At 47.8% G+C, this 13,950-nt stretch carries 19 protein-coding genes and 2 tRNA genes; 5 read left to right on the forward strand and 16 right to left on the reverse strand.

The features are described 5' to 3' along the window. Positions 1-14: 14 nt before the first annotated feature. The 9 genes from metK to AS158_RS02785 form a co-directional block, all read right to left on the reverse strand. Positions 15-1,202 (reverse strand): methionine adenosyltransferase, encoded by a 1,188-nt coding sequence (metK, locus tag AS158_RS02745; RefSeq protein WP_012896358.1) that lies wholly within the window; start codon positions 1,200-1,202, stop codon positions 15-17. Between the two features lie 73 nt (positions 1,203-1,275). Beyond that, the gene (locus AS158_RS02750; protein ID WP_038052493.1) at positions 1,276-1,602 is read right to left on the reverse strand and encodes a hypothetical protein; all 327 of its coding nucleotides are present in this window, start codon (positions 1,600-1,602) and stop codon (positions 1,276-1,278) included. Between the two features lie 4 nt (positions 1,603-1,606). Further along, positions 1,607-2,578, reverse strand: a complete 972-nt coding sequence (locus AS158_RS02755) for a M23 family metallopeptidase (protein ID WP_038052490.1) — start codon at positions 2,576-2,578, stop codon at positions 1,607-1,609. A gap of 13 nt (positions 2,579-2,591) precedes the next feature. Continuing rightward, positions 2,592-3,086, reverse strand: a complete 495-nt coding sequence (gene def, locus AS158_RS02760) for a peptide deformylase (RefSeq protein ID WP_011943662.1) — start codon at positions 3,084-3,086, stop codon at positions 2,592-2,594. Then, positions 3,086-3,829: a 5'/3'-nucleotidase SurE gene (gene surE, locus AS158_RS02765; protein WP_165304447.1), complete on the reverse strand. Its 744-nt coding sequence runs from the start codon at positions 3,827-3,829 to the stop codon at positions 3,086-3,088. The genes def and surE overlap by 1 nt, the downstream gene beginning before the upstream one ends. Then, positions 3,807-4,568 (reverse strand): energy-coupling factor ABC transporter ATP-binding protein EcfA1, encoded by a 762-nt coding sequence (gene ecfA1, locus AS158_RS02770; protein ID WP_165304448.1) that lies wholly within the window; start codon positions 4,566-4,568, stop codon positions 3,807-3,809. The genes surE and ecfA1 overlap by 23 nt, the downstream gene beginning before the upstream one ends. Next, on the reverse strand, positions 4,549-5,181 hold the full coding sequence (locus AS158_RS02775) for a class I SAM-dependent methyltransferase (RefSeq protein ID WP_008194670.1): 633 nt from the start codon (positions 5,179-5,181) through the stop codon (positions 4,549-4,551). Before AS158_RS02775 ends, ecfA1 begins: the two co-directional genes overlap by 20 nt. After that, positions 5,174-5,725: a HAMP domain-containing sensor histidine kinase gene (locus AS158_RS02780; protein WP_008194669.1), complete on the reverse strand. Its 552-nt coding sequence runs from the start codon at positions 5,723-5,725 to the stop codon at positions 5,174-5,176. The genes AS158_RS02775 and AS158_RS02780 overlap by 8 nt, the downstream gene beginning before the upstream one ends. Before the next feature lie 5 nt (positions 5,726-5,730). Next, complete coding sequence (locus tag AS158_RS02785; RefSeq protein ID WP_165304449.1) at positions 5,731-6,921, reverse strand: M20 family metallo-hydrolase; 1,191 nt, start codon at positions 6,919-6,921, stop codon at positions 5,731-5,733. Between the two features lie 104 nt (positions 6,922-7,025). Between AS158_RS02785 and xylA the strand changes: the two genes are divergently transcribed. Next, positions 7,026-8,360, forward strand: a complete 1,335-nt coding sequence (xylA, locus tag AS158_RS02790; RefSeq protein ID WP_004082185.1) for a xylose isomerase — start codon at positions 7,026-7,028, stop codon at positions 8,358-8,360. Further along, on the forward strand, positions 8,360-8,851 hold the full coding sequence (locus AS158_RS02795; RefSeq protein ID WP_004082186.1) for a DUF192 domain-containing protein: 492 nt from the start codon (positions 8,360-8,362) through the stop codon (positions 8,849-8,851). The genes xylA and AS158_RS02795 overlap by 1 nt, the downstream gene beginning before the upstream one ends. Here the strand turns inward: AS158_RS02795 and AS158_RS02800 are convergent, their stop codons facing one another. Further along, the gene (locus AS158_RS02800) at positions 8,852-9,304 is read right to left on the reverse strand and encodes a hypothetical protein (RefSeq protein WP_241241235.1); all 453 of its coding nucleotides are present in this window, start codon (positions 9,302-9,304) and stop codon (positions 8,852-8,854) included. A 262-nt stretch (positions 9,305-9,566) separates the two neighbouring features. After that, positions 9,567-9,641, reverse strand: a tRNA-Glu gene (locus tag AS158_RS02805). A gap of 151 nt (positions 9,642-9,792) precedes the next feature. Between AS158_RS02805 and AS158_RS02810 the strand changes: the two genes are divergently transcribed. Then, positions 9,793-9,869, forward strand: a tRNA-Pro gene (locus tag AS158_RS02810). A gap of 31 nt (positions 9,870-9,900) precedes the next feature. Here AS158_RS02810 and AS158_RS02815 read toward each other — a convergent pair. Together AS158_RS02815 and AS158_RS02820 are read right to left on the reverse strand one after the other, a co-directional pair. Then, positions 9,901-10,161, reverse strand: a complete 261-nt coding sequence (locus AS158_RS02815; RefSeq protein WP_004082188.1) for a FlhB-like flagellar biosynthesis protein — start codon at positions 10,159-10,161, stop codon at positions 9,901-9,903. Next, complete coding sequence (locus AS158_RS02820; protein ID WP_165304450.1) at positions 10,148-11,305, reverse strand: flagellar hook-length control protein FliK; 1,158 nt, start codon at positions 11,303-11,305, stop codon at positions 10,148-10,150. The genes AS158_RS02815 and AS158_RS02820 overlap by 14 nt, the downstream gene beginning before the upstream one ends. Before the next feature lie 62 nt (positions 11,306-11,367). Between AS158_RS02820 and AS158_RS02825 the strand changes: the two genes are divergently transcribed. Then, entirely contained in the window at positions 11,368-12,081 is a 714-nt protein-coding gene (locus AS158_RS02825) for a YdcF family protein (protein WP_004082190.1), read from the forward strand. A gap of 4 nt (positions 12,082-12,085) precedes the next feature. Beyond that, positions 12,086-12,592 carry a DUF996 domain-containing protein gene (locus AS158_RS02830; RefSeq protein ID WP_165304451.1) on the forward strand — a complete coding sequence of 169 codons (507 nt, stop codon included), beginning with the start codon at positions 12,086-12,088 and terminating at the stop codon, positions 12,590-12,592. A gap of 97 nt (positions 12,593-12,689) precedes the next feature. Here the strand turns inward: AS158_RS02830 and AS158_RS02835 are convergent, their stop codons facing one another. Genes AS158_RS02835 through AS158_RS02845 form a run of 3 tightly spaced genes read right to left on the reverse strand, consistent with a single transcriptional unit; the run spans position 12,690 to position 13,927 of the window. After that, positions 12,690-13,457, reverse strand: coding sequence for an MBL fold metallo-hydrolase (locus tag AS158_RS02835; protein ID WP_165304452.1), 768 nt, complete (start codon positions 13,455-13,457; stop codon positions 12,690-12,692). A gap of 51 nt (positions 13,458-13,508) precedes the next feature. Then, positions 13,509-13,712, reverse strand: coding sequence for a DUF5320 domain-containing protein (locus AS158_RS02840; protein WP_165304453.1), 204 nt, complete (start codon positions 13,710-13,712; stop codon positions 13,509-13,511). 5 nt (positions 13,713-13,717) lie between these two features. After that, positions 13,718-13,927 (reverse strand): DUF5320 domain-containing protein, encoded by a 210-nt coding sequence (locus AS158_RS02845; RefSeq protein WP_165304454.1) that lies wholly within the window; start codon positions 13,925-13,927, stop codon positions 13,718-13,720. Between the last annotated feature and the right edge of the window lie 23 nt (positions 13,928-13,950).

Here is a 13,950-nt window from a genome sequence, read left to right on the forward strand (position 1 = left end):
ACCTGATCCCTCCCTTACATATTGAAAGCTCTCTTCAACTCATCGACCATGTCAAGCTTCTCCCATGTGAATTCCTCTTCGTTCCTTCCAAAGTGACCGTAAGCGGCTGTCTTTCTGTAAATAGGCCTCAAAAGATTCAGTTTCTTTATGATCGCACCCGGTCTGAAATCGAAAAGTTCGGTGATCACCTTGAGAAGCTTGTCTTCATCTACCTTCGCGGTTCCATATGTGTCGATCATTATGGAAACGGGTTTCGCGACACCTATAGCGTAAGAAAGCTGTATGAGGAACTTGTCTGCAAGACCCGCAGCCACAACGTTCTTCGCTACATATCTTGCCATATAGTGAGCCGATCTGTCAACCTTTGTGGGATCCTTTCCGCTGAACGCACCTCCACCATGGGGTACCCATCCACCGTAAGTGTCAACGATGATTTTTCTTCCCGTGAGTCCCGTGTCGGCCATGGGGCCTCCAAGGACGAATCTTCCCGTTGGATTCACCAGTATCTTCATTTTTTCATCTCTGTATTGCTCTGGAATAACGGGATTTATCACGTGTTCTATTATCGCCTCTCTCAGATCCGCCTGTGAGATATCCGGATCGTGCTGGGTTGAGATGAGAACCGTATCAACACGGACAGGTCTGTCATCCTCGTATTCTATGGTCACCTGCGTCTTTCCGTCCGGTCTGAGGAAAGGAAGGGTCCCGTTCTTTCTAACCTCAGCGAGTCTTAAGGCAAGTTTGTGAGCAAGAGTTATGGGAAGAGGCATGTACTCAGGGGTCTCGTTGGTGGCGTAACCAAACATGATTCCCTGGTCACCAGCTCCCAGTGCCTCAAGTTCGTCGGCCACTTCTTCTCCGGTTTTGACCTCGAGCGCCTTGTCTACACCGATAGCTATGTCGGGAGACTGACTGTGGATGCTGGTGAGTACTCCACAGGTTTCCCCGTCGAACCCGTACTTTGCCCTCGTGTATCCTATCTCCAGAATAGTCTTTCTTGCTATGTCTGGGATCTCAACATAAGCTCTGGTGGTAACCTCTCCCGCGATGATGACAAGCCCTGTCGTTACGAGTGTTTCAACGGCGACCCTGCTTCTTGGATCCTGTTCGAGCATGGCGTCGAGTATGGCGTCGGAAATCTGGTCGGCGATTTTGTCCGGATGCCCTTCTGTTACACTTTCGCTGGTGAAAAGTCTTCTCATCTCCCATCCTCCTTTCGCTGATCTTATAACAGCCTTGATAGTTTATCACAATCTTTTTTAAAAAAAGGTTACATCATTGTTGTTGTGCTTCTTCGAATTCTTCTCGAGTTATAAAAGTTCCGCCCTCCAGAGAGACAGCCACAGGTTTATAGGAAGACGTGAAGGTTGCAACAAGATGCATCCTGTTGGGACATTTCGAACCCACATAGAGCTTGTCTATCTTGTAAGGAACACCCGGGTTATCATAATCCACGATGAAATCGTATCCCGTTCTCAAATGACTTCTGAAGACTTCTCCACACCTGTCGCATTTTATGTAAACTACAAGGGATCCTTTTTCCTTGTAAAACGGGTTTTTGTTCAGGTCTTTCTTTTTCTTTCCAAAAAACAGAAAGAGCATGATTTCACCTCCGCTGCAAATAGAAAGAAAATTCTTTTTTCATGCCCCAGATGTCTTCAAGGACGACCGTGTATCTGGCAAAGTCGGGAGCCTTTCCCAGTTCAGGTAATTTGTTTACCTTTATCATTGAGGAGAACGTTTCAGGAAACAACCTGTACCAGAGCTCGAATCTGTACGCAGCCGAAACGGACTTCCTATCGTACACTCCCCAGACGTTCGTGAACTCGGACCAGGGAATCTGATCAAAAGAGATCTGATAGATCTCTTCACCTTCCAGAAGAAGTGTGATCCTTTTGAGTCCCAACGTGTTGTTGAACCCTTTTGAATAGGCTTTGATAGCGAGATCTGGGAAATTTCCACTGAACGGGTACGTCCTTCCCGCGACGAAATCGTACACGCTGTCTCCTATCTTTATTTTTTCCAGAACAATATCCTCATCCACCGGTTTTGGAAGGTTCAGAAAACTCGAAGGATCGTAGGAAACTTCTTCGCTCCTGTCTCTTATTTCGAAGTGTGCGTGAGGAATTGGAGCCTCCCCGGTGGTTCCTGAGTATCCAACGACTTCACCCTTTTCGAACCAGATTTCTCTCTCTGGAAAGTTCACAACGATCCTCACGTTACCAAACTCCTGCTTCAAAGAACTCGCTATCGTTTCCAGCTTTTTCGAGAACCTGCTCAGATGGGCGTAAAGCGTTCTGTATCCATTCTCGTGCTCCAGAACCACTGTGTAGCCATATATATCGTCCTCGTCTATTTCCACCCTGACAAGCCAACCTCTTTCAGAAGCGTAGATGGGAACCCCTTCCTTCAATCCCGTGGAAAAGTCGATTCCCATGTGAAAATGAGGTCCTCTGTTTCCACTCCCTCTGTACTCACCGAAGGTGGCCGAAACTCTTGGAGAATCAACGGGTGCGGAAAACGAAAACACAACAGTGGAGAGCACCACCAAGGAAATCAAAAGCAACCACCTTTTCACGTCTCTTCCCTCCTCATCTCTTTACGGTTCTTGCTATATCCATGAGTTTCTTTCTGAGCAAAAGGCGCTTCGCTGGACTGATTCGATCGATGATCAAAACTCCGTTCAGATGATCGAACTCGTGCTGAAAAACCCTTGCAGCGTAACCTTCCAGCACCTCTTCCACGTATTCTCCCTTCGTGTTCTGGTATCTGACCTTTATTCTTTTGCTCCTTTCTATCTCGACGAAGATCTCGGGAAAGCTGAGACATCCTTCCTCTGCCACTTCGGTTTCGGGATCGATTTCAAGGATCTCAGGGTTTATCACGGCAACCGGGCCATTTCCAACGTCCATGACGAAGAACCTCTGAGATATTCCAACCTGTGGCGCTGCAAGCCCCACACCGTCGTAGTGATACATTGTCTCTATCATTCTCTCTATGGTCTTTTCCAGGTTGTCGTCGAACTTCGTGACGGGTTTTGCCCTCTTTCTCAAAACAGGATCCCCAAAGACTCTTATTCTGTACATCAATCGTACACCTCCCTTAACTTCTTCAGACACCGTTCGTTCGTGAGGAAGGGATGTATCGGAGTGATGGAGACGTACCCTTCTCTAACAGCTTTGTAGTCAACGTCATCTCTATCGTCGTCTTCGATGACCTCTCCCATCATCCAATAGTACTTCTCCCCAAAAGGTGAGACTCTCTCTTCGAAGTAATCGTTCCACCTTCTTCTGCTCTGTCTTGTGAATTTCCATCCCTTTATCTCACCAGCGGGAACGTTTATGTTCAGCATGGTGAAGGGATCGAGGAGTGAGAGGTCGAATTCTTTCAGAAAGTCGATCAGAAAACGCGCCGCCCCTTCGAAATCAGGACTCTCGTAGTTCGCACTCGATATGGCAATCGATGGAATGTTCATCATGGCACCTTCCATCGCACCTGAGACCGTTCCAGAGTAGAGAATATCCATACCCATGTTGGGTCCCCTGTTCACACCACTCACGATGAGATCGACCTTTTTATCCATGATCACGTTGTAAGCGAGCTTTACACAGTCCGCGGGTGTTCCCGTGGTGGAGTACGCAACCACCCTCTCTGAGATGAAAACCTTCTTTATCCAGAGCGGAACATGTATGGTGATACTGTGACCTGTTGCGCTCCTCTCTTTATCGGGAGCCACCACGAACACATCGTGTTCCTCAGAAAGAAGCTCTGCGAGGACGATGATCCCCTTAGACTGTATCCCGTCGTCATTGGTTACCAGAATTCTCATATCGATCCTCCCACAGATTTATCTTCCCACATTTCTTCCAGAGTTTCCACTTAAAAGGAATTTCCACATCGTCGAACTCCCTTTCCATGAATTCCTTCCAACTTCCACAGAAATCGATTGTACCATTCGAGATGTGGAGTATGAAGTCTATATCATCCAGATACTCCAGTTCGTGTGTTACCAGTATTATTCCCTTTCCTTCATTCTTGAGACTCTCCAGCACCTGAAATATTTCCCTCTGAGAAGGAGGATCCAGCATGGAAACCGGTTCATCTAAAGCGAGGAAATGTGTGTCACGAGCAAGCATCGAGGCAATCGCGAGTCTCTGTTTCTGACCTCCTGAAAGGTTCAGCGGGTCTTCCTTTTCGAGACCGGAGAGTCCCACCAGTTCTAAGACCTTCTTTATTCTTTTTCTCATTTCGCTCTCGTCGAGTCCCAATATTTCCAGCGAAAAGGCCACATCCTCTTCCACGGTGGCACCTATGATCTGCGAAGACGGATTCTGGAAAACGTAACCCACATTCTTTCTCAAAAGGAACAGATCCGCCGGTGAACCATCCAGCAGGATCTCTCCTTCAGCTTCCAGGAGTCCCGCGAGGATCTTCAAAAGGGTGGTCTTCCCGGAGCCGTTTCTCCCCACCACAACGTAGATCTTTCCCGTTTCGAACTCGGCGTTCACGTCCTTCAAAACGTAGTCTCCGTTGTATCTGAAGGAAACGCTATTCAGCGTTATCTTCATCTTCTTTCAATCCCTTCACGGATCTGTAAACCCTTATTCCACCTGTTTTGCAGAGCTCCTCCACGTTCCCGAAAACCTCTTTCATGAAATCTCTGATCCTTCTGCCACCTTTGTTGTGGTAAGCGACGATCTGAAGGCTTCCGCCCTCTTCAAGGAACTCGGGAGCCCTTTTCACTATTTCCATCCAGACTTTCTTTCCTGCAACGATCGGAGGATTGCTCACGATCATGTCGAACTTCATACCTTCCCATGGCTCGTAGAGATTTCCCCACCTTATATCGACTTCGACGTTGTGATTCTTCGCGTTTATCTTGGCGAATTCCACTGCGCGCTTGTTTATGTCACTCATGTAAACTTCAAGATCTGGATATTCTCTTTTCAGGACGATTCCTATCACACCGTAGCCGCATCCAAGATCGAGCACTTTCTTTCCGTGGACTTTCAGGTTTTCAAGGAGCACCTGCGTGGCTTTGTCTATCTTTCCGTAAGAATACACACCGGAAGGTGTTTTGAAAATGTACTCATGACCGTTTTTTAGAACGAGTTTCGCTTCCCTGACCTTCAGCTTCGATGTGGGTTCCACCGTGTAGTAGTGTTCGAATTTTTCACTCATTGTTTTCACCTCCTTTCAATTCTTTCTCAAGATTTTCCAGAGTTTCAAAGAGAAAAGCTGCAAAACCGGGGTTCTCCGGGTCCCAGAGTCCCTTCTGCTTCAGTTCGATGGTATTTATCTCATAACCGTCTCCATTTTTCTTCCTGACGATGTGCCAGTTCACATCGGGATCAGAAAGAATGAGACTCGCAAGTGCTCCGGCTACGTCCCCAACCGGCTGGCAATCCACACTTTTCAGATAGAACCGCGCTTCCACTCTCGTTCCCTTTCCTCTTTCTGTGTGTAATTTAACGAATCCTCCCGTCTGTTCCGTGGCCTGTTTCAAAAACGGAAGACCGAGCCCCACTTTTCTCAGCCTGGGATCCCTTGTGGTGAAGAAGGGATCGAACACCCTCTCTGGATTCTCTATCCCCGGTCCATCGTCTTCCACAACGAAAGTGAACCATTCATCGGTCTCTTCTATCTCTATCTTTATGTTCTTCGCTCCTGCTTTCACGGCGTTTTGCGCTACATCCATGAGGTGATCAGCGATCGTTCTGAGCAATCGATTCACCTCTCAATTCCGAGCAATGCGAACACCTTTGCGTCTTCTACCATGTGCGAGATCCTTCGGTATTCGTTGGGTTGATGAGCAGTCCCATCTATCGTGCTCCAGACGACAGCGGGCCAGCCTTTCTTTCTGAAGAACGCAGCGCAGGTGCCTCCACCTATACCTCCCACTTTCGCTTCCAGGCCTCTTAGACTTCCCAAAGCACTGGAAAGTTTTGCCACGAGTTCTGAATCAGGCGGAGTTGGCTCGGGTGCAGGCTGTTTTACAACAACCTCCAGCTCAGCGCCTCTTCCATCGAGAATCGACTTGACGATGGACAGCACCTCGTCGAGATTGTAGCGAGGCAGGACCCTGCAGTCGAAGTAAAAGACGAATCTGCCGGGAACGGTGTTCACGTTGTCCACAGTTTTTTCAGCGCGAGTGGGCTCGAACGTGCTGAGCGGTTCATCGAAGAGTTCATCTCTATCGGAGTATTTCCTGTGGAGTGCTTCATCTATCTCTGTTATGAGATGTGCACCCTTTCTGAGAGCGTTCTCTGTTGTTTGCGGTCTTGAAGCGTGTCCCTGTTTTCCGTTCACCATCACTTTGAACCACAGGATGCTCTTCTCTGCGATCTCGATGAAGTCTCCCTTTTCGTTTCCAGCATCCGGGACCAGGAACATATCCTCTGGGCTGAACAACCCTTTTTCTATCAGATATTGGATTCCATACTCACTTCCCGCCTCCTCATCGGCAACGAGTGCAAGACCGAAGTTGTACTCGGGAGTGATACCAAGGTCGATAAGAGCCTTCCCAGCGTATATGGAGGCTATCATGGAACCTCCGTTGTCTTCGGCTCCCCTACCGTAAACTTTCCCGTCCTTCACAACGGGCACGAAAGGATCCGTCTCCCACAAAGAGAGATCTCCCGGTGGTACCGTGTCGATGTGAGTCACGATCCAGAGCGTTTTTTCTCTATTTTTTCCCGGAATCTTTGCCACAATGTTCGATCGCCATATACCCCTATCGTCTCTCACATCGCAGCGGTCGACCTCGAAACCGAAATCCCTGAGGAGGCCTTCAAGCCAGTCGGCCTTTTCTTTCTCTCCCGGGCCTCCAAAAGCAGGATTCACCGAGTTGATGGAGATGAATTTCTTCAAGGATTCCACCATTTCCTCTCTGAGCTCTTCTATTCTTTTTGTGATCTCCATTGAAAACACCTCCCAGATTCAAGTATATCCTAAAAAAATATTTGAAATGATACCCCAAGATTTTATATAATTGATTGATAGAAAAAATTTAGGGAGGTGTTTACATGGCAGAATTTTTCCCAGAAATCCCAAAGATTCAGTTTGAAGGTAAGGAAAGCACGAACCCGCTGGCGTTCAGGTTCTACGATCCGAACGAGGTGATCGATGGGAAGCCCCTCAAGGATCATCTGAAGTTTTCCGTCGCCTTCTGGCACACTTTCGTGAACGAGGGAAGAGATCCGTTTGGAGATCCAACCGCTGAACGCCCATGGAACAGGTTCTCCGATCCCATGGACAAAGCTTTTGCAAGGGTGGACGCTCTCTTCGAGTTCTGCGAAAAGCTCAACATCGAGTACTTCTGTTTCCACGACAGAGACATCGCTCCCGAAGGAAAGACGCTCAGAGAGACAAACAAGATACTGGACAAAGTGGTGGAAAGAATTAAGGAAAGAATGAAGGACAGCAACGTGAAACTCCTCTGGGGAACGGCGAATCTGTTCTCCCACCCGAGGTACATGCACGGCGCCGCGACGACATGCAGTGCGGATGTCTTTGCCTACGCGGCGGCCCAGGTGAAGAAGGCCCTCGAGATCACAAAAGAACTAGGAGGAGAAGGCTACGTCTTCTGGGGTGGAAGAGAAGGCTATGAAACACTCCTCAACACAGATCTCGGGCTGGAACTCGAAAATCTCGCGAGATTTCTCAGAATGGCAGTGGAGTACGCAAAGAAGATCGGCTTCACCGGACAGTTCCTCATAGAACCCAAGCCGAAAGAACCCACCAAGCACCAGTACGATTTCGATGTGGCAACGGCCTACGCTTTCCTGAAGAACCACGGCCTTGATGAGTACTTCAAGTTCAACATTGAAGCGAACCACGCGACACTTGCCGGTCACACATTCCAGCACGAACTGAGGATGGCAAGGATCCTCGGAAAACTTGGAAGCATCGACGCCAACCAGGGAGATCTCCTGCTCGGCTGGGACACCGACCAGTTCCCAACGAACATCTACGACACAACACTTGCCATGTACGAAGTGATAAAAGCAGGAGGATTCACAAAGGGTGGCCTCAACTTCGACGCGAAGGTGAGGAGGGCTTCCTACAAGGTAGAAGATCTCTTCATCGGTCACATCGCAGGAATGGACACCTTCGCCCTCGGCTTCAAGATAGCGTACAAACTCGCGAAAGACGGAGTGTTCGACAAGTTCATCGAGGAAAAATACAGAAGCTTCAAAGAAGGTATCGGAAAAGAGATCGTAGAAGGAAAAACCGATTTCGAAAAACTCGAAGAGTATATAATAGACAAAGAAGATATCGAACTTCCATCTGGAAAGCAGGAGTACCTCGAAAGCCTGCTCAACAGCTACATAGTGAAGACAATAGCAGAACTGAGGTGATGTGGGGTTTGAGACCCCTTTTCTTGAGACTTCAAAAGTTTCTTCTGCCACTTCTGATCACGATCGGAATAATTGTTGTAGTCGTTGTATCCGGACAGAGCGACAGGGTGAAGTTCCCAAAAGGAAGGATTGTGATCACAGATGGTGAAAAGTCACTCAAACTGGATGTGGAAATAGCGAACACCCCCGCTCTTCGTTCCATTGGTCTGATGTACAGAAAGAGCATCCCGGACGATTTCGGGATGCTCTTTGTTTTTGAAGAGGACACCTGCTCGGGTTTCTGGATGAAGAACACGTACGTTCCCCTCGAGATCGCTTTCATAGACAAAAACGGTGTCATATTCTCCATTCAGGAGATGGAGCCATGCAAAGAGGAACCCTGCAAGATCTACTACGCACCAGGCCCTTTCAGGTACGCTCTCGAGGTGAAGAAAGGCTTCTTCGAAAGGCACAGATTCGGCGTGGGAAGCAGGGTTTCAATAGAGAAATGATCACAATATAGACTGCGGCTTTGGGTACAGTCTAACTTCGGTTCCTTCATTCGTATGTACGATTTCTAACGAGAAGAAGTAGCACTTTCCATTCACCAATATCATCGGCCATTGAACCGCCGTTGTCGTTCCATCCACCGTTGTACACTTAAGAGAAAGGAAATAGGTCTTATCGACGAAATCTGGTTTGTTGTTAAGGAGAAATGGGATGAACTTTGTGGTATATTCCGTTATTCCCTCGATTTCGATCGATGTGACGGTTGCAGGCATGAAGAAACTTACCTGAAACACATAGTAGAGATACTGCCAGCCTTCTGCCCACACGAGTTGTTCGAAATCGCTTGGAATGTAGATCATAGAAGAGGCACCTTCCAGAAATCCCATCGCCCAATCCTCGTACTCGTCTGGAGAACTATCGGGATCTGGTATTTCAAACGAAGATGTGTTGCTCATCACCGCTTAAAGCTGATCGACGAGTCCCCTCGCTGCTTCTGAAAGCGTGTCAGCTTCCTGTGTTCCGCTGAGAAGATCAAACAGGCCAGAAAACACACTTTCTTTCCCATGATCATCCCCCCTATTATTGTTTGTATTATATTAAAATTTCGCCTGAAAAAGCAAAGTGTTTTTTGAAGAATCGCTGGAAAACAGAAAGATACCAGTTAAAACAAAAACAGGGATGCCTTTTGGCATCCCTTTACACTTCTGCTATTGCATCTGGCAGCCCCACGGGGAATCGAACCCCGACCTCCGGACTGAGAATCCGGCGGACTGGCCGTTATCCTATGGGGCCATCCAAGGGTAATTTTAAACCATATCGGAAAGAAAATCAAGTGGGGAGTTAAATTTTCCAGATACCAACACATCTAAGAGCTCTACGGAGGGCCGAACGAAAATCCATAAGGGTTGAAATCTTCACATCCTGTGATAAAATATAAAGACGGCGGGGCGTAGCGCAGGTGGCTAGCGCGCTTGCATGGGGCGCAAGAGGTCGCTGGTTCAAGTCCAGTCGCCCCGACCACGCAGAGGTCCCCACGTTTGGGGACCTCTTTTCATTTGTCGTATCTTTTCAGAAAGGCGTATATCTCAGCGATCACAAGGTACATCTCTTCAGGAATCTCTGAGAAAAGATCCAGTCTCAAAAGATCGTCTATGATATCCGGCCTTTCTTCTATTGGTATGCCATGCCTTCTGGCCATCTCGATTATCCTTTCTGCAACTTCACCCACACCCTTTGCCACAACCTCAGGTGCACTCGTTCTGGTGGGATCGTATTTCAAAGCCACTGCTTTCTTTATCTCATCCGTACGCATTGAATCCCTCCCAGTTCATGGGATCCTTTCTCAAAAAGAAGACGTGCGCGATCAATCCCAATCTTTCGAATTCCTTCTGAAGCTCTTCGCTGTGAGCGGACAATTCCTCCGAATTCTTCTCAGCGTAGAATCTCACCGAGAGAGATCTGCCCTCCAAAATCACGTCGGCAACGACCCTGCCGAACCGCACGGTGTTAACAACAAGGATCACTCTATTGTTGTCTTTCTCCCACCACATCTCCTGAACACCGAAAGAAGGCATCGAAGCGAACCTGACGTTTTCTTCCAGAAGGCTGTTCAAAAGAAAGACGGCATCTAAGAGGTCATCGTCCACCAGTTTTTCAGGTCTTGGGAGGAGTTCTTTGTCCGGAAGTTCAAACTCCATCATTTCTCTGTCTTTCCAGATGAGGACCCAGCCGTTTTCTCTTTTCTCAACCGCTACTTTGTCGTTCACAAAATCCTCAAAGAAGGTCAGATCCGGCTCCTCCTTGAGTTTGAATTCGACAAACGGAAAGTTTCTCCTTCTGAAAACAACAATCAGGTACTTTCCAGAGAGAGGTAATGCCATGTAGTTCTTCCCCGAGAATCCCTTAGAGAGCGGTTCATTCATCTGATAGACATCGTACTCTTCGGTGGAAAGGATGGGTCTTTTCAAAGTGACTGTTCTTCTGAGAGCCTCTTCATTTATATTCCGATTGATTGGAAAGTTCTTTTGAACGTACTCAAAGAAGCTCTTGACGGAAAACCTGATCCGAACGCTGGAAGGTCCTGACTCGAAAACCTCAGGGAAAGATTTCATTATGATCTTCTTTTCTTCATTGTTCATCTTGAGGAAGCGAGATGGAACGAGGTGTTTCACAAACAACTTCACAAAGTGAACGTACTTCTTATCGAACCCGCGGGAAATGTCGTGCAAGAATTCCAGAAGACCCGGCACTTTGAGAACCTTGAGGGAGAGTTCTTCATCGAAGTGTGCCAGGAGCTTCGCTTTGAGCTCCTTTCCGGTCATGACCCTGTTGTTCCAGACTCTCACGCTCTCTCCCGGCTTCGGTGCCTTGCCGTTTATCTCGAGGATGAGGATGCTGTTTTTCTTCGAGAGAACGAGCACGTTGCTGTACCTTCCCAGAACCTTCCAGACGTCCATTCTTCATCCTCCCCCTATGATTATCGACAGTCGTTTAAAATCATAAACGTGGAGGTGGAAGAATGTTCCTTCAAAAAATCCTCGGAGCGTTTCTGGTAACACCCGGTCTTTTCATACTCCTGTTGATCGTGGGGAGTTTCTTTTTCAAAAAAGCAAGATGGTTCCTCTTGGCTTTGGCAGCGATTGTGTATCTTTTCAGCAGTTACGTGGGGGAGTTTCTCTTTCTCTGGCCTCTCGAGAAAAACCTCGATGTTCCTGCAACGCTTCCAAACGACGCTGTGATCGTTGTTCTCGGTGGTGGTGTGGAAAGAAACACGAAGGCGGGTGACAACCTCAGCGATGCCACTCTGAGAAGGCTTCTGACAGGTGTACAGATCTACCAGAAGACAAAAATGCCTATACTCGTAACCGGTGGTAGTTTAACCGGGCTGAGGTCGGAAGCGATGATAATGAAAGACTACCTTGTTTCGCTGGGTGTTCCCGAAGAAAAGATCACCGTTGAAGACAGATCGAGAAACACGTACGAAAACGCCCTTTTCACGAGGGAAAAAATAGGAGATGTGCCCATCATTCTGGTAACCGATTCGATCCACATGAGAAGGGCTGTTTTCACTTTCAAGAGGTTTTTTCAGAGTGTGACACCGTACCCCGCTGGATTCTACTTTGGAGATCCGGAGTTCGTAGATTTCCTTCCGAATGCCACCTCTTTCTATCTGAATTCACGGGCCATCTACGAGTGGATCGGTCTTGTCTGGTACAATTTCAGGTGGAGGTGATACGATGAATCTTTCAACCGCGAAAACGTTGGCGGGGGTAGGGATGATACTCAAACTGTTTGGTGCGGTGCCGGTGGTAGGGTGGATCTTTTCTCTTGTGGGGCTCATACTGTTTCTCATTGGTATCTACAATATTTCACAGCAGGTGGGGGAAAGAAGAATCTTCAACTACCTCTTGATACCCGCTGTTTTGCTGTTGATCGTTTCTGTGATCTTCTCTGTTTCACTCGTTGCTTCACTCTTCGCGGGCGGTCTGTTCGCTGGTGGTGTGACCTTAGCCGGCTTCGTAACCATTGTTGTTCTTGGAATAATAGCCCTCGTTTACAAGGTGAAAGCCTACAGAATGATCGCCGAGAGTTTGAAAATCTCAGTCTTCAACACCGCCGCGTCTTTCTACAAATGGGGAGCGATCCTTCTTGTTGTTTTCGGGGTGGGTTTCATACTCATGTTCGTGGGTGATATTCTCGCGATAGTTGGCTTTTTCTCAAAACCATCCGAAGAAGCGGCTTGAAAAAACTCGGGGGGATGATTTTTTATCTAAATCACGGAAGAAAATGCCTCTTGATCAGGAAGTTTTGGAATCCTTGAAAAACATCTCCTGGAATTCGTCACTCTGAAAACTCAAGCTTCAATCCTGCATAGCAATCCATGATGTTCCCGAGAAACTCTCTTTTGAAGATATCAACTGCTCTTTCACCCGTGCAGTGACAGGGAACCACAGTTTCAACTACGAGTTCGTTGAAGATCTTCGCGATTTTCTCTATCTCATCATCGGAAGATCTCAGAAGATGGAAGCCTCCCATCACCATTTTGATGCGCTCGTTGAAAGTCTCTGCGATGTCAAGAAGAACGTTGTCGATCCCGCGGTGGGAACACCCGGTTATGACGACCAGTCCTCCCTTTGTTCTCACCACCAGAGTCTGTTCGTCTTCGAAGAGATCTTTTCGTCTCTCGCCGTTTCTCTCAACAAAGAAGTCCCCACCGGGAACCTTTCCTCTCAGATTCGCCGGTCCAACAAGAAGCATGTTTTTTTCGATCTCGGTGATTTCTTCGGCCACGAATTTCACCGTGTTTTTCTTGAGTACTTCATCCCAGTCGACTCCTGCGTATCTTTTTTCAGAATACTTCGGATCCAGAGCTTCCTTTCTGAGCCACACTCTCTTTCCAGACAAATACAAAAGACCCCCTGAGTGATCGTAGTGACCATGACTGATGACCACATCCTCCGGCAGTCCAATTTCCAGTTTTCGCGCGTTTTTGAGAAACACATCGAATTTCCCCGTATCGAAAAGAACGGAATCCACAAGCACAGAAAAACCGTGTTCGCTTTCAAATCCATTTCGAGATGAATTATCACAGAGAACGTGTATTCGCATCTTTCTCCCTCCGTTCAAAAACTGAAGGGGGTTGATACCCCCTTCATATTATTACCACCAGCCTCTCCATCCCCATCCTCTTCTATGTCTCCAGGAAAGGCCCACTCCAAATAGCCAGCCTCTTCTCCATCCATAACTAAAACCTCTCCCCCATTCCCAGGGTCTTGCCCAGCTACCACCGAACCTGCACCATCCATGACCTCTGCCCGTCATCGGTCCAAGTTCCATCGGGCCCATTCCATCGAACCTTGGCATACTGCTCACCTCCTGTTTTCAAGCTCTTCCAACCTCTCTTCAACATATCTGAGCTCTTCTTCCAGGTATCTTTTGTAATCCAGAAGCATTTCTTTTTCCTCTTCATGAGAAGGTGGCACTGGAGGATAATCGTAGTAAGCCCACCACGGTCCTCCTCCAAAACCGAATCCTCTCCTCCAGCCTCTTCTCCATCCGTATCCTCTGCTCCACCACATATTCTCACCTCCTATATATGTAT

Origin of the sequence: Thermotoga sp. 38H-to (assembly GCF_011057665.1) — a bacterium.
In the GTDB taxonomy this organism is placed as follows: domain Bacteria; phylum Thermotogota; class Thermotogae; order Thermotogales; family Thermotogaceae; genus Thermotoga.